General features: G+C 58.7%; 10 protein-coding genes. 8 read left to right on the forward strand and 2 right to left on the reverse strand.

The genetic code is table 11. The features are described from left to right. The first annotated feature begins 5 nt into the window (after positions 1 to 5). The 4 genes from GHO42_RS09275 (at position 6) to GHO42_RS09290 (ending at position 3,548) form a co-directional block, all read left to right on the forward strand. Positions 6 to 656, forward strand: a complete 651-nt coding sequence (locus tag GHO42_RS09275; RefSeq protein ID WP_095000330.1) for an amino acid ABC transporter permease — start codon at positions 6 to 8, stop codon at positions 654 to 656. Next, entirely contained in the window at positions 649 to 1,371 is a 723-nt protein-coding gene (locus GHO42_RS09280; RefSeq protein WP_095017989.1) for an amino acid ABC transporter ATP-binding protein, read from the forward strand. The genes GHO42_RS09275 and GHO42_RS09280 overlap by 8 nt, the downstream gene beginning before the upstream one ends. 9 nt (positions 1,372 to 1,380) lie before the next feature. Next, on the forward strand, positions 1,381 to 2,412 hold the full coding sequence (locus GHO42_RS09285; RefSeq protein WP_095017990.1) for a proline racemase family protein: 1,032 nt from the start codon (positions 1,381 to 1,383) through the stop codon (positions 2,410 to 2,412). Between the two features lie 218 nt (positions 2,413 to 2,630). Next, positions 2,631 to 3,548: a dihydrodipicolinate synthase family protein gene (locus GHO42_RS09290; protein ID WP_095019987.1), complete on the forward strand. Its 918-nt coding sequence runs from the start codon at positions 2,631 to 2,633 to the stop codon at positions 3,546 to 3,548. 90 nt (positions 3,549 to 3,638) lie between these two features. On the opposite strand, the gene GHO42_RS09295 is transcribed toward GHO42_RS09290, so the two are convergent. Next, complete coding sequence (locus GHO42_RS09295) at positions 3,639 to 4,649, reverse strand: Ldh family oxidoreductase (RefSeq protein ID WP_133144561.1); 1,011 nt, start codon at positions 4,647 to 4,649, stop codon at positions 3,639 to 3,641. Between the two features lie 61 nt (positions 4,650 to 4,710). Next, complete coding sequence (mtlD, locus tag GHO42_RS09300; protein WP_095031606.1) at positions 4,711 to 6,837, reverse strand: bifunctional mannitol-1-phosphate dehydrogenase/phosphatase; 2,127 nt, start codon at positions 6,835 to 6,837, stop codon at positions 4,711 to 4,713. A gap of 614 nt (positions 6,838 to 7,451) precedes the next feature. On the opposite strand from mtlD, the gene GHO42_RS09305 reads away from it, so the two are divergent. The 4 genes from GHO42_RS09305 to GHO42_RS09320 all read left to right on the forward strand — a co-directional run bounded on the left by GHO42_RS09305 (position 7,452) and on the right by GHO42_RS09320 (position 21,688). Then, entirely contained in the window at positions 7,452 to 9,635 is a 2,184-nt protein-coding gene (locus GHO42_RS09305) for a TonB-dependent siderophore receptor (RefSeq protein ID WP_153326260.1), read from the forward strand. A gap of 203 nt (positions 9,636 to 9,838) precedes the next feature. Then, complete coding sequence (locus tag GHO42_RS09310) at positions 9,839 to 12,460, forward strand: Tc toxin subunit A (protein WP_133144560.1); 2,622 nt, start codon at positions 9,839 to 9,841, stop codon at positions 12,458 to 12,460. A 34-nt stretch (positions 12,461 to 12,494) separates the two neighbouring features. Beyond that, the gene (locus tag GHO42_RS09315) at positions 12,495 to 17,228 is read left to right on the forward strand and encodes a neuraminidase-like domain-containing protein (protein WP_153326227.1); all 4,734 of its coding nucleotides are present in this window, start codon (positions 12,495 to 12,497) and stop codon (positions 17,226 to 17,228) included. After that, on the forward strand, positions 17,225 to 21,688 hold the full coding sequence (locus GHO42_RS09320) for a SpvB/TcaC N-terminal domain-containing protein (RefSeq protein ID WP_153326225.1): 4,464 nt from the start codon (positions 17,225 to 17,227) through the stop codon (positions 21,686 to 21,688). The genes GHO42_RS09315 and GHO42_RS09320 overlap by 4 nt, the downstream gene beginning before the upstream one ends. Positions 21,689 to 21,897: the final 209 nt, after the last annotated feature.

Below are 21,897 nucleotides of genomic sequence, written 5' to 3' on the forward strand. Positions count from 1 at the left end.
TGCCCATGTTTTCCACCAGCTTTACCTGGAACGATTTTCTGTTTTTGCTGCAGGGGGCATGGGTCACCCTGCAACTGACCAGCTGGGCGATTTTGCTCGGCACCGTTGCCGGCCTGCTTTTCGGCCTGATGCGTGCCTTGCTGCCACGGGCCAGCCTGCCGCTGGCCTGGGTGCTGGATGTGTTTCGCAGCGTGCCTTTGCTCATTCAGTTCGTACTGTTCAACTCGCTCAAGAGCATCGTCGGCCTGAACATCAGCGCTTTCAGCGTCGGCTGCATCGTGCTGGGGGTCTACGCAGCCGCGTACTTCACCGAGATCGTGCGCAGCGGCGTGCTGGCAGTGCCGTTTACCGTGCGCCGGGCCAGCCGTTCGCTGGGCCTGAGCTACCTGCAGGACCTGCGCTACATCGTGTTGCCCATTGCCATGCGCGTGGCCTTCCCCGGTTGGCTCAACCTGGTGCTCAGCGTGATGAAAGATACCGCACTGGTGATGTGGATCGGCATCGTCGAACTGCTGCGCGCCTCGCAAACCATCGTCACCCGCATCCAGGAACCGATGCTGGTGCTGTGCATCGCGGGCCTTATCTATTACGTCATGAGCCTGGTGGTTGCGCGCCTTGGTGCTCGCCTGGAAAAAAGGTGGCAAGAAAATGATTGAGATCGACAACGTCTACAAATCCTTCGGCGACCTCGAAGTGGTCAAGGGCGTCAGCTTGACCGTGAACAAGGGTGAGGTGGTCTCGATTATCGGCGGCTCCGGCTCCGGCAAGTCGACCCTGCTGATGTGCATCAACGGCCTGGAACCGATCCAGAAAGGCCATATCCGCGTCGACGGCATTGCAGTCCACGACCGGGCCACCAACCTTAACCACCTGCGCCAGAAAATCGGCATCGTGTTCCAGCAATGGAACGCCTTTCCACACCTCACCGTGCTGGAAAACGTGATGCTGGCGCCGCGCAAGGTGCTGGGCAAAAGCAAGGCCGAAGCCGAGGCCCTGGCGGTGCAGCAACTGACCCATGTGGGCCTGGGCGACAAGCTCAAGGCCTTCCCCGGCAAACTGTCCGGCGGCCAGCAACAGCGCATGGCCATTGCCCGCGCCCTGGCCATGTCACCGGACTACATGTTGTTCGACGAAGCCACCTCGGCCCTCGACCCGCAATTGGTGGGCGAGGTGCTCGACACCATGCGCATGCTCGCCGAAGACGGCATGACCATGGTGCTGGTCACCCACGAAATCCGCTTTGCGCGGGATGTATCCGACCGCGTGGCGTTCTTTCGCAATGGCCTGGTGCACGAAATCGGTACCCCCGATCAAGTCATCGGCAACCCTGTGCACGCGGAAACCGCGGCCTTCCTCAAGTCGGTCAAATAGGAGCAGAACATGCGTTCATCGAAAGTCATTCATGTGGTCAGCTGTCACGCCGAGGGCGAGGTCGGTGACGTGATCGTCGGCGGTGTGGCGCCGCCGCCCGGGGCTACCGTATGGGAGCAGTCGCGCTGGATCGCCCGGGACGAGACCCTGCGCAATTTTGTGCTCAACGAGCCTCGCGGCGGGGTGTTCCGGCACGTCAACCTGCTGGTGCCGGCCAAGGATCCACGGGCGCAAATGGCCTGGATCATTATGGAACCGGCCGACACTCCGCCCATGTCGGGTTCCAACTCGATCTGCGTGTCCACGGTCTTGCTCGATAGCGGCATCCTGCCGATGACCGAACCGCAAACCCGACTGGTGCTCGAAGCTCCCGGTGGCCTGATCGAGGCCGTAGCCGACTGTCGAGACGGCAAGGTACAACGGGTCGAGATCAAAAACGTGCCCTCCTTCGCCGACCGCCTGGATGCCTGGATCGAAGTCGAGGGCCTGGGATCGCTCAAGGTCGACACCGCCTATGGCGGCGACAGCTTCGTACTCGCCGATGCCAAGGAACTGGGCTTTGCCATCAGCCCGGATGAAGCCAGGGACATCGTTGAGACCGGTTTGAAAATCACTCGCGCCGCCAACGAGCAACTGGGCTTCACCCACCCGTTGAACCCGGACTGGTCGCATATCTCGTTTTGCCAGATCGCTGCGCCTGTGGTGTATGAGAACGGTATTGCCAGCGGCGCCAACGCGGTCGTGATCCGCCCGGGCAAGATCGACCGCTCGCCCTGCGGCACCGGTTGCTCGGCGCGCATGGCGGTGCTGCAGGCCAAGGGGCTGCTCAAGGTGGGCGAGCGCTTTATTGGCCGTTCGATAATCGGCTCTGAATTTCATTGCCGCATCGACTCCATGACCGAAGTGGCCGGGCGCGTCGCGATCTACCCGTGCATCTCCGGACGGGCGTGGATTACCGGTACCCATCAACACCTTCTAGACCCGAGCGACCCGTGGCCACAGGGCTATCGCCTGTCCGATACCTGGCCGGGTGCCAACTGACCAGAGCATTTACGCAATACCCGTAGCAGCTGACGAGCGCAGCGAGGCTGCGTTCGTCAGCTACAGGAACACTGCAACTGTGGGAGCGAGCCTGCTCGCGAAGATCGTTCGCGAGCAGGCTCGCTCCCACAATAGGGCTTGACCTGCAACAGAGTATCTACATAAAACCGCAATTAAACGTATACGAAATACTATCTTAGCGACCGGAGGCAACAAACATGAGCAAGCGCATCAACTGGAGTGGCGTCTTCCCTGCGGTGACCACTCAATTCAACGATGACTTCAGCATCAACCTGGACAAGACCCACCAGGTGATTTCCAACGTCATCCGTGACGGCGTGTCGGGCCTGGTGGTCTGTGGCTCGGTGGGGGAAAACACCTCCCTGACCGCCGAAGAAAAAATCGCCGTGACCGAAGTCGCTGTGGCAGCCTCCGGCGGCCGGGTGCCGGTCATCTGCGGCGTGGCCGAGTTCACCAGCGTGCAAGCCGCCAAGGTGGCCAATGCCGTGCGCAAGGTCGGCGTCGATGGGGTGATGCTGATGCCCGCGCTGGTCTACGGTTCCAAGCCTTTCGAAACCGCCGAACACTACCGCTATGTAGCCAAGCACGCCGACGTGCCACTGATGGTCTACAACAACCCGCCCATCTACAAAAACGATGTCACCCCCGACATCCTGATTTCTCTGGCCGATTGCGACAACGTGGTGTGCTTCAAGGACTCCTCGGGCGACACCCGCCGCTTTATCGATATCCGCAATGAAGTAGGCGACCGTTTCGTGCTGTTTGCCGGCCTCGACGACGTGGTGCTGGAGAGCATTGCCGTGGGTGCCGAAGGCTGGGTTTCGGGCATGTCCAATGTGTTCCCCAGGGAAGGCGAAACCATCTTCCGCCTGGCCAGGGCCGGGCGTTTCGCCGAAGCCATGCCGATCTATGAATGGTTGATGCCGATCCTGCATCTGGACGCCCGTGCCGACCTGGTGCAGTGCATCAAGCTATGCGAAGCCATTGCCGGTCGCGGCAGCGCCTTGACCCGCCCCCCGCGCCTGGCCCTGCCACGGGAAGATCGTGAATTTGTCGAACGAATCATGGCCAAAGCTCTGGCAAACCGCCCGCACTTACCTGATGTCGGTCTTTGATCAACGGCTTACTGTAGATACTCTGTTGCCGCCTCCCCCCTTGTGGGAGCGGGCTTGCCCGCTCCCACAACAAGCGCCACCCTGGCAAATCTATCCCTTCAGCAGCGCCTGCAGGTCATTGAACAAGGCTAACGGAATCTGCACCCCCTCCGCCTCGCTGCGCGCCCGCGCCTCATACCGGCGTTGCGACGGCAAGCGCGCGCCCTGCCCTTCGATACCGGCAAACAAACCCTCGGCCCGGGCCAGATGCTCTTCGGTTGCCGCACCCAGAAAGCGCTGCGGATCAAACGCGATAATCAACTCGCCATGATAAGGCGATGACTTGCTCCCCGCGTCGTAAGCCAGGGACTCGGCGCTGGTCAAATCGCCAATCAGGGGCCCGGCAATCAACTCCACCATTGCCGCCAGTGCCGAGCCTTTATGCCCGCCAAAGGTCAGCATCGCGCCGGTATCAAGCACCACATTGGCATCGGTGCTCGGCAGTCCTTGAGCGTCAACCCCCCAGCCCTCAGGAATAGCCTTGCCAGCCCGACGATGCAACTCGATGTCGCCACGGGCAATGGCACTGGTGGCAAAGTCAAAGACAAACGGGTCACGCCCCGCCCGTGGCCAGCCAAAGGCAATGGGGTTGGTACCGAACACCGGCTGGCAGCCGCCCGCCGGGGCCACCCAGGCATGGCTCGGGTTACAGGCCAGCGCTACCAGCCCCGTCGCGGTCAACTGCTCGATTTCCACCCAGAGTGCGGAAAAATGCACACAACGATTGATCGCCAGGGCTGCAATGCCGTTGGCCCGGGTTTTTTCCTGTAACAGCGGCAAACCCGCCTGGAACGCCAGCTGGGAAAACCCGCCGGCTGCATCCACCCGCACTATCGACGGCGCCTGGTCGATCACCCGCGGCGCGGCATCGGCCGAGACCTTGCCCGCGCGCAGTGAATTGACACAGCCCAGCACCCGGTACAAACCATGGGACGCGCAACCATCGCGCTCCCCGGCCAGCACCGTGGCGCTCACCGCGCGGGCATGGGCCTGGTTGAAACCGTTATGCAACAGGATCGATTCGGCAAGCTCGTAAGCCTGGGTCAGGGTCAGTCGTTTCATGGTCAGCTCCTTGAACAGACCTTCCAGACTGGACCATCCTCAGGCTCACGGCTTGATCGGTTCAGGCCGTTCGCATGACGAATTCAGCACAGAGCGGGCCATGAAAATACCCGGCAATTGCCTCAATCAACGCCGCATCCGTGACCGGGTCCAACCCCGGATACGGCTGGCCGTTATAGCTGCCGGTAAACGTCAGGACCGCCTCGATGCTGCCATTGTCCTGATACAGACTACGCATCTGCTGGCACTCCAGATCCTTGCTGTCAGTGCTGCGCAGCGCATAGTGCAACGCCAGCGCCGCGCCGAACTGCAGGGCACTGCTGTCAATCCCGTGCTTTCTGGCCAGATCGATACTGCGAAAGATCCGTTCGTTACGTTGCAGTTTGCGTAGTGGATCACGTCCGACACGGGCACAGGGGTCCTTGAAGGAGGTATTGCAGCGCTCCAGAAAGGTGGCTGAAAATGCTGCCACGGCATCTTCCATCTGCGGGTTTTCGGCCACCAGTGCCGGGCCGACTGCCTCACCGATCAAGCGCTGCGCCAGCTCACTGACGCGCGGGTCGCCCATGCCCTGCCCCAGCCAGGAGTACCCCAGCAGGCTCGCATACCAGGCAATGATCGCGTGCGGGCCATTCCACAGCAGGTTCTTGATGACTTGTGGCTGGGTGATGTCGTCGACCGTCTTCACCTGGCGCAAGCGCTCAAGCAGATTGCTACAGCGCTGGGCGTACAGGGGCATGTCCGGCTCGCTGTTGAACAGGATCAGATGCAATTGGCTCAAGGCGTTGCTGGACTGGGTAAAAGGTCGAAAGCGGCTGATCAGGCGCTCGTACTCGGGCACCGGAGTGCGCGGTGCGGCGCGAGGTGCGTCAGGCTCGTCATCGAGGCTGTTCTGGAACATCTTCGACTTGATCCGCAACTGGCGCACCAGCGCTTCGTTGGACAACTTTGAGACGATGCGGCTGACCACCGTTTCTACAAAGTGGGTGTTATCCAGAATCTTGCGGCACAGCTCGGCAGACACCAGCAACTCCAGTTGCGCCTGCACATGGCGACGCACAAAGTCGGCACCGCCGACCTTGTTCAGCACAATCAAAATGGTCAGCTCACGCCCCCGGCGCTCGTAGCGGCGCACCAGGCCCCGGGCAATCACCCCGGCCTGCTTGCGAATTGCCGTTTCAGGCAGGCTCAGGCCGATGATTTCCGCCACGTCATACATGCGGATCACTGCTTCGGCGTCGTCCATGTCGATCATGCGCAGGTTATCGATGGTCTGATCGAAGGACGTGGCGCTGTAGCGCACACTGAAGCGGCCAAACGCCTGAATGGTCTCGCGCAGCATGCGTGAGCGGGTGGCGGCGATGATCTCGCAGGGTCGGGTGTAGCCGTCCCAGTGCGAGAAAATCTGCGTCAGGTAACCGCCGCCCATTGCGCCAAAACCATGAATACCGGCGCTGAACTGATTGAGGGTGGGCGGGAAACTGTCGGTCAGCGCGGGAGGACCGAGATCGGGCATGCATTCGTTCAGGTCACCCAAAAAACCGTGCATGCTGGTGTAGGCCTTGAGGGCGCAGTCCGCGACTTCAGGCGCTGGCGGCTTGATATCCTCAATCAGGATCGGCTGGCCGTCGGCACGAATGGCCGACAACAGACCGTTTTGCGAGTCCTCCAGCATAAGGCAATGCTCTGGCAGGCAATTGAGCGCGCTGGCCGCCTTGAGGAAAATCTCCGGGTGGGGCTTGCCCTGGGTCACCTCATCACCGCACACGGTAACGTCGAAATACTTCAGCACATTGGCATTGATCAGGTATTCCTCGGCGATGGCGCGACGGCTCGACGTAGCCACCGCCATGGTCAGGCCGTATTTGCGCAAGCGCTCCAGCACTTCCAGCAGGCCATCCTTGATCGGCACGCCGTGGTCACGCACATGGGCCAGCTCCAGCTCGTCGGCACGCTGGCGAACCTGGGCATAGGGGAAGTCTTCGCCGTGGTTGGCCCTGGCCAGGGCCTCGGCTTTTTTGGCACTCAGGCCTAATGAGCCGATCAGTGTTTCTTCACTCAGTGGCGTGCCGTAAATCTCCTCGGCGGCCTGCTTGAGCGTTTTGAAGCGCAAGCGCTCGGTGTCGAACATGGTGCCGTCCATATCGAAGATGGCACTGAAAATTCTTTTACCCTGAAAATAAATCATCAACACAGCTCCTTGTAGCGCGAGCAATTATTGGCTGCCCGCGGAAACGCTTTGGATCAAAAACGTGGTTTCAAATACAAATCCCGGGCAGCAGAACGCACCATTGACAGCGGGGCGTGAGTGCACCGGAACGGCTGGCGGTCAGAAATAATCAGGCGGAGGGACGTAACAATGGCGCCAGTTGGCGCAGCTGCCCGAGAAGCAGGGTCTCAGGTGGGGGATAGCGAAGTTTGCGAGAAAGCGGGAAACAAACCCTGTGACTGCACTGATGCAGCATTTGACGTGAGGCCCACAGCTTGCAATCAGGGATGCGAAGTGTGAGCCCAACTGGCGATTGATACGTGTGATTCCATCCATAAGGGCGTTTTAATTTCCTGTAATACTACGACTGACCTTTTTAGCTATAACCCATGCAACACGTCTAAATCAAGGATTGCCTTGAGCCACAGGCTGTAACGGCTGCGCAAAAAACCCGTCGGGCCAGGCCCTGACAGGCCGTCATGGCAGGCTCCCTGATGGCGAAGCGCCAAGCGCAACCCGGCATGCGACTGTATGATGGCGCGCTTGAGAAACAGGCTCGGGTCTCAAGCCTGCCCACCGTTCAGGAGCTGTGCATGAACATGCTTTACCGGACTTTCAGCCAGGGAGAGTCCGCCCCGCGATTCTCTCTCAGTTTGCTTAGCCTCGGCCTGCTGCTGGGCAGCGCCATGCCTGCGGCACATGCAGCCGGGACCGAACTGCCGGCGACGTCCGTGACGGCCACGGGCAACGGCGATTATCAGGCCGACAACGCCTGGGTCGGTGGTTTCGACGCGGCGCCCTTGCTCGATACGCCGGCCGCCATTGCGGTGTTTACCGATGCCCTGATTGAAGACCAGCAAGCCCGCCTGCTCAGCGATGTGCTGAAAAACGACGCATCGGTCGGCGAAAGCTACGCGCCCGTCGGCTACTACGAGAATTTTGTAGTGCGCGGCTTTTCGCTGAACTCGGCCAGCAGCTACAAGATCAATGGCCGCACCATCACCGGCGAGCAAAATGTCGGGCTGGAAAACAAGCAGCAGGTAGAGCTGCTCAAGGGGCTTTCAGGCCTGCAAAGCGGCGTTTCCGAGCCCGGAGGCGCGGTCAACTATGTGACCAAGCGGGCAGCCGATGTGCGCTCTGTTACGGTGTCTACCGACGATCGCGGCAGCGGTTACATCGCCACCGATGTGGGAGGCTGGTTCGGCAGCGAACAGCAGTTCGGCCTGCGTGCCAACGTTGCCCATGAAGATATTCACTCTTATGTCGATCACGCCAACGGCCAGCGTGACTTCGCCTCTGTGGCGTTCGACTGGAACATCAACCCCGATGCCCTGCTGCAACTGGACGTGGAGTATCAGAACAAGGAGCAGCGTTCGGTGCCGGGCTATCAGTTGCTCGGCGGCAGCGAACTGCCGCATCACGCCTCGCCGAAAAAGCTGCTGGCGCACCAGAGCGGCTCGAAACCTGTGACCATTGATTCTCTGAATATCAACGGCAACTTCGAATACCGCTTCAACGACAGCTGGAAAGGCAGTCTGAGCGCCTCACGCAGCAAGGTGGTGATCGACGACTACAGCTCGTTTGCCTGGGGCGGTTGTACTGTCGGCTGCGTTACACCCAATGTCGGCAACTACTTCACCCCCGAGGGCGGCTACGATATCTATGACTTCCGCAGCCCTGACGATACCCGGCGCAATGATGAGGTACAGGCAGCCCTCAGCGGTCGCTTCCATACCGGCGCAATCGGTCATGAGCTGACCGTGGGCAGCAGTGCATTCCGGCGCGTGGTGAATAATCGTGTAGCCATCAACCATAGTCTCGGCAGTGGCAATATCGACAGCGAGCCTGAAAACCTCGAGCGCTACAACGGCGCCCTCAACGACAGCCATCGCCGCCTGGACAGCCGCCAGTACGGGGTGTTTTTCAATGACCTGATCAGCTTCAACGAGCAATGGCAGACCATGATCGGCGGGCGCGAAGTGCGTCTGGATGAAAAGACCTTCGACAATCAGGGCGACACCACCCGCCACACCCAACGCTATGAATTCCTGCCCCAGGCCGCGCTGATCTACAAACCGGTGCAAAATATGACGCTATACACCCGCTACAGCAAGGGCCTGTCCCTGGGTGGCACAGCGCCGTGGTTTGCCAGCAATAACTTCGACATCCTGCCACCCACCGTGTCGCGCCAAATAGAGGCCGGGATCAAATACGACTGGCAGCGCATGAGCCTGAGCGCCACACTGTTCCAGATCCGCCAGGCGTACCAGTATGCTCGCCCCGAAAATGGCGAGTTCACTTACGTCCAACAGGGCCAGCAGAAAAACACCGGCATTGAGCTGGCGGCCAACGGTTGGGCCACTGACCGGCTGCAGATTGCGGCCAGCGTCGCGGCGATCCGCTCCCGGGTCAGCGGTAGCGGATCGCCCGAATATGAAGGCCACCAGACCATCAACGTACCCACCCTGCGCGCCAGCCTCTACTGCGACTACGCCCTGCCCTGGATCGACGGCCTGGCCCTGCTGGGCGGCGTGCAGTACAGCGGCAAGAAATACGCCAGCCAGGTGGGTACGGTACAGGCCGACGCCTACGCCATCTTCAACATCGGCAGCCGCTACAGCACCCGTATCGAAGGTTACGACACCGTGTTTCGCCTGACCGTCGATAACCTGTTCGACAAGCGCTACTGGCGCGATGTGGGCGAATACATGGGCGATAACTATGTCTTCCAGGGGGCGCCGCTGACGGCAAGGTTGAGTGCCTCGATCAACTTCTGATCATGCTGCATTGCAGGGGGCATGTAGCCTCCTGCCTTCACCCTCTTGCATAAAAGGCCTGCGTCCGGAACACACGAACGCTTGTCATTCAGCGACAATTCCCAAGCTTTTCAGTGCTTTCAGCTGGCCGAGAAGCCAGGTATGGCAATGCTAATTTTCTGCACGCGCCGTGGATCACCCACTGTGTGCACAGGAGATTTACCATGCCAACGGACACAGCCTCTCCCGACTCGGGCCCCACCTGGTCAGCCCTGTTCAAAGACGACTGGGATACCTTTTGCTCACCGACTTCCCTCGCCGCAGTCGACTCGCCCGCGGCGTATCTGCAGGCGCTCTACCGGTTTGCCCTGGAAGTGGAGCAAACCGGCAAAGGCACTCAAGACAAAATCACCCTCGCCCAACGTGTACCTGCGCTCAAGGAACTGGTGATCAATGCTGAAAACACTTCCCGTCAGTTGCCACTGCTGACGCTGGTCAACGAGGCCCTGAACGCACCGGTCAAAACCTACCTGGACACGCATCGCGACATTTACGGCGACCGCACGGTGCATCAGGTGCTGGCCGAATTACGCTACCCCTTTGAATTGCCTTTCGACCTGGCCCATCAGCAATGCGTGCTGGGGCTTGCGGGCAACAAGCCGGGGCTTGGTGCATTGAATTATCGCATCAGCCTGAAACTGCCCTATGACCAGCAGCCGGAGAACAAGTACGGCACGGTGCAGCAGCAAGCCTATGAGGCGCAGCGTCTGCTCACCCTGCTCAGCCCTGCACAACAAAACCTGTTGACCGAGGACTTTGAAGAACAGGGCACAGACACCTTTTACAAAAAACACTATGGCCACAGCCAGCCCATCACTGACCAACAACAGTTCATGCAGCACACCGGTCTGAGCACCGAGCAGTTCCATGAACTGCTTGCCCACGCCAGCTATCAGCCGCGCTTGTCTGGCAACGTCGTGCAGACGGCAGATCAGATTGCCCGGGATCACACTGCAGGCGCTCGCTTTATCAATGGCCCCTACAGAACAGGGCAAAAGAAACTGGGCCTGAGCATCGACTCATCAAAAAAAAACCACCTGCAAGACACAACTCCACAGCGTCATGACCGTTTGCAACGGATGATCCGCCTGCAACGCTGGCTCAATATGCCTTTCGCAGATCTGGATACCTTGCTCTATAGCATCGCCGGTTGTGAAGGCAGCAGCCCTGAACACCTTGCCATCAACGACAACAGCCTGCGTGCAATGGGTGTCTTTCGCTACCTGAACCAACGCTATGGCCTGACGCCCGGAACATTTTCGGCATGGCTTTACCACATGCCCGTTCATGGGGTCGGGCAACACACATCGCTATTCGACCAGGTATTCAACCCGCCGCACTGGCTCAACTCCCCCCTGACTCTCGACAACCAGCCGCTGGATCTCGGTACGACACAAGGGGTTCTGTATCGGGCCTGTGGCGCTCTGGGCCTCGAAGACACACCACAGTCCCTGGGGTTGCTGAAAACCCGTACCAAGCAATATTTCGCCACGCCTCGCCGGAATATCGAGACGTTTTCCAGCTTTTACCGACAGGCCACATTACCCGCAATGTTCGGACTGTCAGTCCTGGACTGCGATCAACTGTGCCAGTTGATGGGGGGCAAAACCTACCACCAGCAACTGGTCAAGCCGGGCTTGCGTCAGTCAGGCAGCAACTCGCCGGCGGACTTTCTCGATGTGTTGATGCAACTGGACTGGGCGGTTAGCTGGCTCAATGACAGCGGTAAAAGCGTTCAACAGTTACGCCAGCAGTTGTTACTCGAGACCACGTTGCTGCCCTCCTCCGTACAGCAGCGGCTCACGCAGGTCGAGGCGGTGTTGCAACGCATGCCCCAATATCTGCTGGCGCAATCCACACTCGATGAGCTGGACTTGCCGCAACCGGAAGCCGGTAGCAAACCCCTTGCCTACACCTGGAATGTGCTGCTGGCCAAAGGACTGCTCCGGGTCCAGTCCATGCTGCCCGCGCAACCCAAAGCGGACAGCCTGGAAAAAGGCGTGGCCTACATGGTCGACAAATACGTCAACCTGAGCCCCGATGCGGGGCGCAACCAGGCACTCAAGGCCCGGGTCAAGCAGATACTCAATACGCAGCTGTCCGCAGCCTACTCACAATTGCATCCTTTCAAGAAAGAAATAGATCAATTACTCAAGGATACCTCCCTGGCCAGCGAGGTCCCCGAGCTTATGAAACAGGCCTTCAGGCAAGCTTCGCGTATTTTCGCCAGTGCCCTTGGCAGTGATAAACCCAATGAATCCCTCAAACACCTGCTGCTGTTCTTTCCCCATGCAGAAACCGAGCTGCAACTGCCCATCAGCCGTGAAGCCCTGCAGGCTTTTCTGCTTGACCCCGGTTGGCTGGAGTCCGAGCAATCGGCACATTCAACCCTCAAGTTAACCCTGAGCACCCTGTATCTGTTCCAGAGGTTCAGTCATTTCAGCGACGTTTACGGGATTAACCACGCCACACTGCTCAATTATCTGAACCAGGCCAACCCTCAAAAACAGAACGGCGAACAAACCGGTCTGAACTCGCAAACCAGCGAATTGCTGGCCCAGATGCTGGGGTGGAACGCCAGCGAGATAGAGGTATTGATAAAGCCCCTGCTGGAAAAACGCGTGCGCTCGATGACTGAACTGGACTGGCTGATGCGCTGCCATGAGACCGCCAGGCAGACAGGTCTTTCGGCAAGCATGTTGCTGATGGCGACAGGCTTGACCGCCACCTTCAGTTCCGATGACTGGCAGCAGGTCGGCAGCGCCGTCTTCGCCACCGCCCCATGAGCGCAACGCTCATACATCTTTCCGAGGAATGTCCATGTCTGACCAACGCCACCGGCAACTCAATGAGCAGCTGCGCGATGCCTTGCTCGCGTTCTACCTCACCTACGTGCTGCCTGAAGACACCACCCTGCAAACCCCGGCTCGCAAGCACACAATCAACAACGCCAACGACCTGTACACCTACTGGCTGCTGGATGTGCAAGTCAGTCAGGCAGTGCCTACCAGTCGTGTGGCCAGCGCCATTGCCAGCCTGCAGCAATATATCAACGCCATTTCAGTGGGGCTGGAGCCTGGCTACGACAAACTTGGCATGACAACCAAACAACAAAACACCTGGCGCAACAATCTGCATGCCTATTCGGTTTGGCGTGCGATTCAACAGTTACGCAGCTTTCCGGCCAACTATCTGAACCCGATGTTACGCCGTGATAAAACCGAAAGTTTCCAGCAGCTTGAGAACGACATAAATCAATGTCGAATTAACTCGGACAATATACTGCCTGCCATTCAACGCTACTTGGCCCGATTTGAAGAGATCTGCAGCCTCAAGACCCTGAATGGTTACATTGATGGTGAAAAAGACAGGTTCGCCGAGAGCACTTACTACTTTGTTGCCCGATCAACTGTCGAGAACACTTACTACTGGCGCTCGCTGGATATGTCCAGGCGCTACTTGCATCCCGCCACAGGGGGTGCCCCTGCCCTCAAGCAGGACGCACCACAGCCCGGCGCCTGGTCTGACTGGAAAAAAATACCTCTGCCTGCCTCGGAAAACATCCCGGAGCACAGCGTCCGTCCGATTTGCTTTAACAACCGCCTGTTTGTTGTCTGGGCTCAATGCATATCCCCGGCAGCGGCCAGTTACAGCGCTGATTATTTCTGGTCAGAGCCTGACGAATCGGAAAAAAACTATAAAGCACGCCTGGAAAACTACCTGAAAAGTCGTTTCATTCAGTTCCGCCTTTACTTCTCCTACATGAAATACGATGGCAGCTGGAGCGTGCCACGGGTGTGCAGTGATGAATACTGCGTGATGAAAGAGCTTAACAAACTGGACCAGAACGCCTTGATGCAGGCGACTGAAACAGTGGCAGTGCTGGACACCAGTACTAGCCCGGCATCCTTGTTTTTAGGGCTGAACGCCCATGCTCCGCAAAAGCCCGTCGCCGGCAGGGATCACACCCGCAGAGACTTTTTCCAGGCCGTGAGACTCGACCAGGACTTAAGCAGTGAGCGGTTATTCTCAAGGGGCACAGTGGCAGACCTTAAACCCAACGCTGAACACGAAAAACTGGCAAAACGTTATTTATCCCTGTTCATCTACAACAATTCGCGAAATTTCAATTTCCACGCCTCGACCAGCGAAACCGTCGCAATAACAGACATCGTCAGCAGTACCCCGACCCCGGCATTTACAGGTTGGAACTTCGAGAACAAACAGGCTTATATAAGTGACCAGCACTACCACAGCGATATTGTCTTCAACACCACATCCTGTGCGCTGGAAGTCAACGCCAGGCTTGAAAAAGCATTCCCCGAACAGCAGTCGGTCACCTTCAGGGCGAGTACCAACCGGGCCGAACTTACTCTCCATCTTGCCCTTCTGCGGCCGCTTCCCGGTAGCAGCGGCAAACTCAAGCTGGAACCTAGCTCGCTGCTGACTCTCAAGACCGAACTGATCCCACCCTGCAGCTGGGTATCGGTCTCCATGACCAGTCACAAAACCGGCGTTACCTATTCCAGCCTGATATATGAATTTCCCGACGACGCCCTCAGCGTCGTAAAACCGCAAAGGTTAAGTGCCGTACGCAAAGACTGGAACGTTTCGCTGGAAGGCAGATACATCGAATACGACGCTTTCAATACCTTGTTTGAAAACGCTCATTCCGACCACCGCATTACTCTTCATTTTTACGCCACACTCAATGAGCAAGTGAACAGTCAGAATGACTGGTTATTTGATAGTGTCATTGCCACGTTATATACCCGCCACTACAAGCCCGTGATCATGACTCCACGGGACGAAAACACACCGCACCCTTACAACATCCATCGCAACAACAGCTATATCGTCGGTGAACCCAATACCTCCCGCCGCGCACTCAACGGCGTATTTACAAGCCTGACCCCGGCCCATCTGTTCAGCGCCCATATTCAACTCAATCCTGAAACGCTCCGGCCTGAAGAGGAAGTGAGCAGCATTGCAAGCACGGGTACCCGGCCAATCACGATCCTTCACGGAGTATTGATTTACGACACGGACACACGCCATAACAGCCGCAGCCTGCGAGGTTATGCACTGAAGTCACTGAGACTGAAACTGGATCCCAATAACGCCACCCCCATTACACCTCTGGCGCCCAGAATCTCACGCAGCCCGGCGCAGCCTGAAGGAACAGCCGAGTTTATCGACTTCAGCGGCTCCCTTCTCAAGTACAGCGATGTGGCTTCACCGAGAACCCTTCGTGCGCCGATCCACATGAACACCACTATTGGCAGACACCTGAGCGCCGCCGCCAATGTCAGTCTCGACCGGCTGTTTACGATAGCCACAAATCAATCGCACGAACCGGCGCTTACCAGCAATGCCAAGCCCCACTCCCTGGATTTTCATGGCGCCCATGGCAAGTATTTCCGGGAGTTGTTCCTCTTCCTTCCTTGGCTGGTGGCCTGCCGATTGAACATGGAGCAGCGTTATGCCGAGGCCCAATCCTGGCTCAAATACATCTTCGATCCAGAAAGCAGGGCAACTGAACCGCAGCAACACTCAAGATATTGGAAAGTGCCGGCCCTGACCCAGGACAAATCAGAGCCGGGTTACCAGCAGGACAACCCGGACGATCCGCACCAGATAGCCCTCAGTAGCCCGTCCTGTTTCCGCCAAGCGTTATATATGTTGTACCTGGACATCCTGCTCAATCGCGGCGATGCCGCTTATCGTCAAGCCAGTGCCGATAGCCTGGCAGAGGCCAAGCTCTGGTACGTTCGGGCCAGTAGCCTGCTGGGGCCAAGGCCGCAAATCAGCCGAGCCGATCCCTGGCAACCCTTAACCCTGCAGGATCTGGGCGCATCAAGCCAGAGCACCCTGTACCTGCCCCTGAATCCGGATCTGGTGTCACGCTGGGACAAACTTGAAAGTCGTCTCTACAACCTTCGACATCACCTCAGTATCAGCGCAAAACCCTTGCAACAGGCACTGTTCGCACCCGCGCTGGCTCCGCACCTGCTGTTGAGCCACTACGCCCACAATGCCAGCTCTGACCCATTGTCTGCGACCCGCCAACAAACCAGGGAAATCGGCCATTATCGCTACCAGGTTGTCCATGCCCATGCCGCGACCCTGGTCGAGAATGTCATCCAGCTCGGTAATACCCTGCTTGTGCTGTTCGAGCGCAAAGAGCAGAACGAGCACCTTCAGTTACAGCAACAACATGCCTGGGACCTCGCCAGAATCGCCGTCGATCAACAACGTCAGGGCATGCGGGCTAACGAAGCCAACCGCGAGGCGCTGCTGGCCGGTCGCCAGGTACTGGTAAGCCGCCAGCAGTATTTCGAAAAACTGCTCAATGAGGGTATCTCTCCAGCCGAAGCACAGGCCAGCCAGCAATATCTTGAAAGCGCACAGTGGGAAACCAAAGCATCCGTAGCCGAGGCTGCTGCAGGGCTGGCGATGCTGGCACCCAATATTTTCGGCACCTCCAACGGCGGGATGCGCTATGAAGGCGCCTTTTATGCGATTCAGGCTGCGGCCCGAAATATGGCTAATGAGAAACGCGCCAATGCCGGTCATCTGGATCGTACAGCGCTGTTCAACCGCCGCGTCCAGGAGTGGTCCCAGGCCCTGGAGCAGTGCCGTCAGGAGCTCATTCAGGCCGACTTGCAACTGCAGGCCCACGAACAGCAGAACACGGTGCTGCGCTTGCAACTCAGACACACGGAAACAGCTATGGAGCAGGCCAGATTCACCTACGAGGTGCTCAGCAAGCATTTTTCCAGCGCACAGTTGTATCAGTGGCTCAATAGTCATCTGGCTTCTTTCTACTATCAGGCCTACGACGCAGCCCATTCGTTGTGCTTGAGCGCACAGGCATGCTGGCAATTTGAACGTGCGGACTGGAGCACTCGTTTTATCCAAAGCAGCCACTGGCACAATCAATTCAAGGGGCTGACCGCAGGCGAGTCGCTCAAGCTCGACCTGCAGAACATGAATACTGCCTATATGCAACGTAACCAGCGTGAACTGGAAATCAGCAAAACCCTGTCCTTGCGCCTGTTGCATGGCAAGGATCGGGTGCCCACGCTGAACAAGGACTGGGCGTCGCTGAAGCACGAAATGATCGTCAATGGCACCGTGGATTTTGAGTTGAGCAAGGCGCTGTTCGACGACGACTACCCCGGTCATTACCTGCGCCGGATAAAAAGCGTCAGCGTCTCGCTGCCTGCCACGCTCGGACCTTATGAAGACATTTGCGCGACCCTGACCCAGACCTGGAACCGAACCCACCTGTCTGCAAAAGACGACGATATGCTCGACAACATGCGGGTCAGGGAGCAGGTCGCACTGTCCACAGGGCTCAATGACAGCGGCCAGTTCACCCTCAACTTCGATAATGACGAACGCTATCTGCCCTTCGAGTACACCGGGGCAGTGTCCAGATGGCGACTGGCGTTTCCCAACCCTGCAGCCCAGTCATCCATGCTCAATTCCCTCAGCGACATCATCGTACATGTGCGCTACACCGCGAGAAGCGCAGGAGGTCAGGGATGACGACTCAACAACACGGCACAGGCGAGGTGCAAACACCGTCCTTGCCCAAGGGCGGAGGCGCAATACACAGTATCGGCACCACATGGGGAGCCGTCGGTATGACCGGTGCGGCCTCGTTCGAGGTTCCCCTGCCACTGTCGCCGGGCCGGGGTTTCGACCCGGCCATCAGCCTGACTTACAACAGTGCCCTGGGTAATGGCCCGTTCGGAATCGGTTGGGCAGCCTTCGCTGGCTCGATTGCACGCAGCACGCTCAAGGGCGTACCCGCCTATGACAGTGAGGATGTATTTATCGGTCCGTCAGGTACGGAACTGCTCCCCGAACGGACAGCCCAAGGCATGCTGCAAACCCGTTCCAGCAGCCGTTTCAACGGACTTCAACTGAACACCACCTACACTGTGGTGCGCTACCTGCCACGCCACGAAACCACTTTCGATCGCATTGAACACTGGTCATCGACGTCAGACACCGCAGGGTTCTGGCTGGTCCAGGGCGCAGACGGCAACCTGCACCTGTTTGGCAAAACGCACGCGGCCCGCATCGCCGATCCACAGGCGCCTGCCCATGTTGCCCAATGGCTGCTTGAGGAAAGCCTCAACCCCCACGGCGAGCAGATCTACTATCAGTACAAGGCTGACACCCGGGGCAGTGGCCCTCGAGACTACAGCGCCCAGCGCTACCTTGCCCGTATCGGCTACACCAATATCGTGCCCAGGGAGCATCTGGAACTGTGGACAGTTGAAACCCCGGCGCAAAAACAATGGCATTTTGAATTGCTCTTTGACTACGGCGAACGCACAACTGATCTGACTCGCCTCCCTTCCTATGGGGTGCAACAACCATGGCCGGAACGCAGTGATCCAATGTGTAACTATGCCTATGGCTTTGAACTGGCGAGCCGGCGTCTTTGCCGGCAAGTCCTGATGTTCCACTACTTTCCTGAAGAGCCTGCAATGGGCCGCGAACCGGTGTTGACCCGCCGGCTGCTGCTGGAGTACATGACCACCGCAACCGCAGGCAGCCTGTTGCAGGCCCTGCACAGCCAGGCCTGCGATGCCAGCGCAAAGATCTGCCACTGGCCGCCCCTGGAGCTGACTTACAGCGACTTCCAGTTAACTGGCATGCCTTCAGGCTATCAACGCTTTGACGCTTTGGACGGTATCAACGACAACCAGCGCTATCAACTGGTTGACCTCTACAACGACGGCTTGCCGGGAGTGCTCTGGCGCTCTGACAAAAGCTGGTACTACCGCGAACCCGTCCGGGCTGCCAACCCGGTCGAGCCTGATGACGTCGCCTATGGCCCGCTGCAAATGCTGGAGCGTATCCCGGTGGCACAGCAGACCGGTGCGCTGTACCAGTCCCTGGCGGACCTCAATGGCGACGGCCAGCTGGAGTGGATCATCGCCCAGCCGGGCATGAGTGGCTTTTTCACCCTGGAAAACGACCGGAGCTGGGCAAACTTCGCGCCTTTTGCAGCATTGCCGCAGGAGTTCTTCCAGCCGACAGCCCAGCTCGCCGACCTGATGGGTAACGGTATTGACGACCTGGCGCTGATTGGCCGCAACAGTGTGCGGCTCTATCGCAACAAGGGCTCGCAGGGTTTTGCCCCTGCCGCGGACATGCCGCATCCCGATAACGATCTGCCACTGCCCGGCAATAGCGAAACTGAACTGATGGCGTTCAGCGATCTGCTGGGCAGTGGCCAGCAACACCTGGTGCGCATTCGTCATGATGAAATCAAGTGCTGGCCAAATCTGGGCCGGGGCCGATTTGGCAAAGGGTTCGTATTCGCCACCCTGCCCTTCACCTACGCCGAATTCGAGGCCTCGCGAGTACTGCTGGCCGATCTGGATGGCTCCGGCGCCAGTGACCTGATCTACCTTCAGCCCGATCGGGCACTGATTTTCATGAACCTCTGCGGCAACGGCCTGCAAGCCGTGCCGACAGCGCTGCCCTGGCCCGAGGGGGTCAGGCATGACCGCTTTTGCCAGGTCAGTGTGGCCGACCTGCAAGGGCTGGGCTGTACCAGCCTGATCCTCTCCGTCCTTCTCCCTTCAGCCCGTCACTGGCGATACGAATTTGTTCGGCAAAAACCCTATTTGTTGATCGGTACCGACAACAATATGGGAGCCTCAGGCCGGGTTACCTACCGCAGCAGTGCCCAGGAGTGGCTGGACGAAAAACCGCAACGGACACAGCGCACCGGTGGCCTGCCATTTGCGCTGCATCTGGTCAGCGAGCAGCAACAGCTGGATCAGATCAGCGGCAATCAACTGACCCAACGCTTCACTTACAGGGAAGGTTTCTACGACAGTCTCGAACGCAAGTTCCAGGGCTTCGGTTTGCTGATGGCAACCGACACCGAGGGCCCTGCCGGCCAGAAACTCGACAAGGCAGCAACCGCACCCTTGCTGCGCAAGACCTGGTTTCACACCGGAAAAGCCCTTGATATGCCGCAGGACCAATACTGGGCGGGCGACAGGTTGGCCCTTGCGCCAGGCAACACACTGCTGACCCGCCTGGAAGCCGATAAGGAGCAAGACAGCGTACTGCCACCGCCTGCTTCCGGGCGCAGGATGGCTCTGGCACTGAGCGGGCTGGTACTGCGTGAAGAAGTGTTTGCGGCCGATGACCCGGAATCGTCACGAGTGCCTTTTACCGTCAGCCAGTACCGCTATATGCTGCGTCAATTGCAGACGCCCGAATCCCTGCTGGTACTTGCCCTGGAGTCACGGGTCTACCGCCACGAGCGCGAGGCAACCGACCCCGCCTGCCAGCACATCATCAATCTGCGCCGGGATCGTTATGGCAGCCTGACACACGGGGTAACCATAAATTACGCCCGGCGCAAGCGCGCATCCGACCTGCCGCCATTCGATGAGCACCATCACCAGACCTGGTGGCGCGATACCCACGATCCGGCCCAGCAGATGCACTACATCAGTGAAATCCGGGCGCAGTTCATTCATCTGGACAATCCTCAACGCTGGCGCCTGCAACTGCCTTACCGGCAACGCAGCAATGCACTGGTGCTTGAAAAAGAAGCCCTCAACAGCGCGCATACCAGCTATGAACTGTTAATCGGCAACACCGCTGACAACCCTGTGCGACCGCAGGCACAGCGCACTCTGGGGGGGTTGTCCGTGCAATATTACTGCCTGGCGCAGAGTGACGCCCCGTTACCGGCGGGCCAGGCCAGCTTTCAGGCGCTGACGGCCTTCAAAGAGTCGGCCGAACTCGACGACCAGGCACTTGCCGCCTACGACGATGTACCTGCACTGCCCGGAGGAACCCCGTTCGACCTGGCCAGCACCCTCGTCCAGGAGCATTACCATCCCATGAGACTGTTCCTGCCTGAGCCAACAGACACCCACGCAGCGCCAGCCCTGTGGTCACTCAAACAGGGCTTTACCCGTTACACCGACGTGCATGGTTTCTACCGGGCCAATCAGTTGCGAGCCTCTGAAAGCCACTCAGCGACCACACTCACCCATGACCGTTACGGTTGCCATATCGCCGCAGTAACGGCCGTGGACGGTTGCAGCACCCAAGCCGTCTATGACTACCGGTTAATGTTGCCCATCGAAATCACCGACCCCCAGGGGACTGTTCGGCAAGCGCGCTACGATGCATTCGGCCAGTTGCAAGTAACCAGTGTTTACGGCCAGGAAAATGGCAAACCAACAGGGTTCGCCCCGCTGACGGACTACATGCGCCCAGCCAATGACAGCCCCGCTTTTGCCATCGACAACCCTCAAACAGCGCTGCTCGATGCTGCCAGCGCCTGCTTCCACGCCCCTTTCAACTGGATGGGCCACATCCCGGCAGCCCCCCCGGGCACACAATGGGTAACGCAGGGATATCTGACTCCGGACGGATATATTCGTGCCAGCGGCCGCATGCGCCTGGCAACACTGGACATGAGCATCACGGCGAATCGCCAACTGAACGAACAGATCCTCCAGGCACGCCGCGAACCGGTCTATGCCGCTGTGCTGCAAGCCGATAACTACCCGTCGAGCGACGACAGCGTTAACCGGCAAATCCGGATCAGCCTGACGTTCACCGATGGCTTTGGACGTGAGCTGCAAACCAAGCAGAAAACCTCGGCGGGTGAAGCGTATGTGGTTGCCCCGTCGGGGCGACTGAGCCTTGACAGTGACGGCAAGCCCCTGCGTGCGTTCAGCGAACATCGCTGGCGGGTCAGCGGCAGGGTCGAATACAACAACAAGGGCCTGGCCATTCGAAACTATCGGCCTTACTTCGCCGATCACTATCGCTTTATCGATGATGAAGCCCGGCGCAAGGATGGCTACTGCGATCAGCTGTTCTATGACCCGTTGGGCCGTATGACGAGCAAGCTCAACGCCAGGGGGCATCTAAGCCGCCAGACCCATTGCACCTGGTACAGCATCAGCGAAGATGAAAACGACACCTGGGAGCCTGGTTCAAGCTGAACAAACCACATCGCGATGCAAGCCCGGGCCCGGAGCACAATAGTCATCCTCCAGGCTTGCACGCGAGGGCATCATCAGTGCGGGTTACGCACCCCGACCACCAGATAGCGCGGCCCGCCAAGGTGGCGAAACATCAACCGCATGGAGCCGCGCCTGGGGTTCGTCCCCAGCACGCTGCCGGTGGTATGCCAGCGTGCGCACAGTTGAGC

This window comes from Pseudomonas sp. FSL R10-0056 (assembly GCF_009600105.1).
Lineage (GTDB): Bacteria > Pseudomonadota > Gammaproteobacteria > Pseudomonadales > Pseudomonadaceae > Aquipseudomonas > Aquipseudomonas bubulae.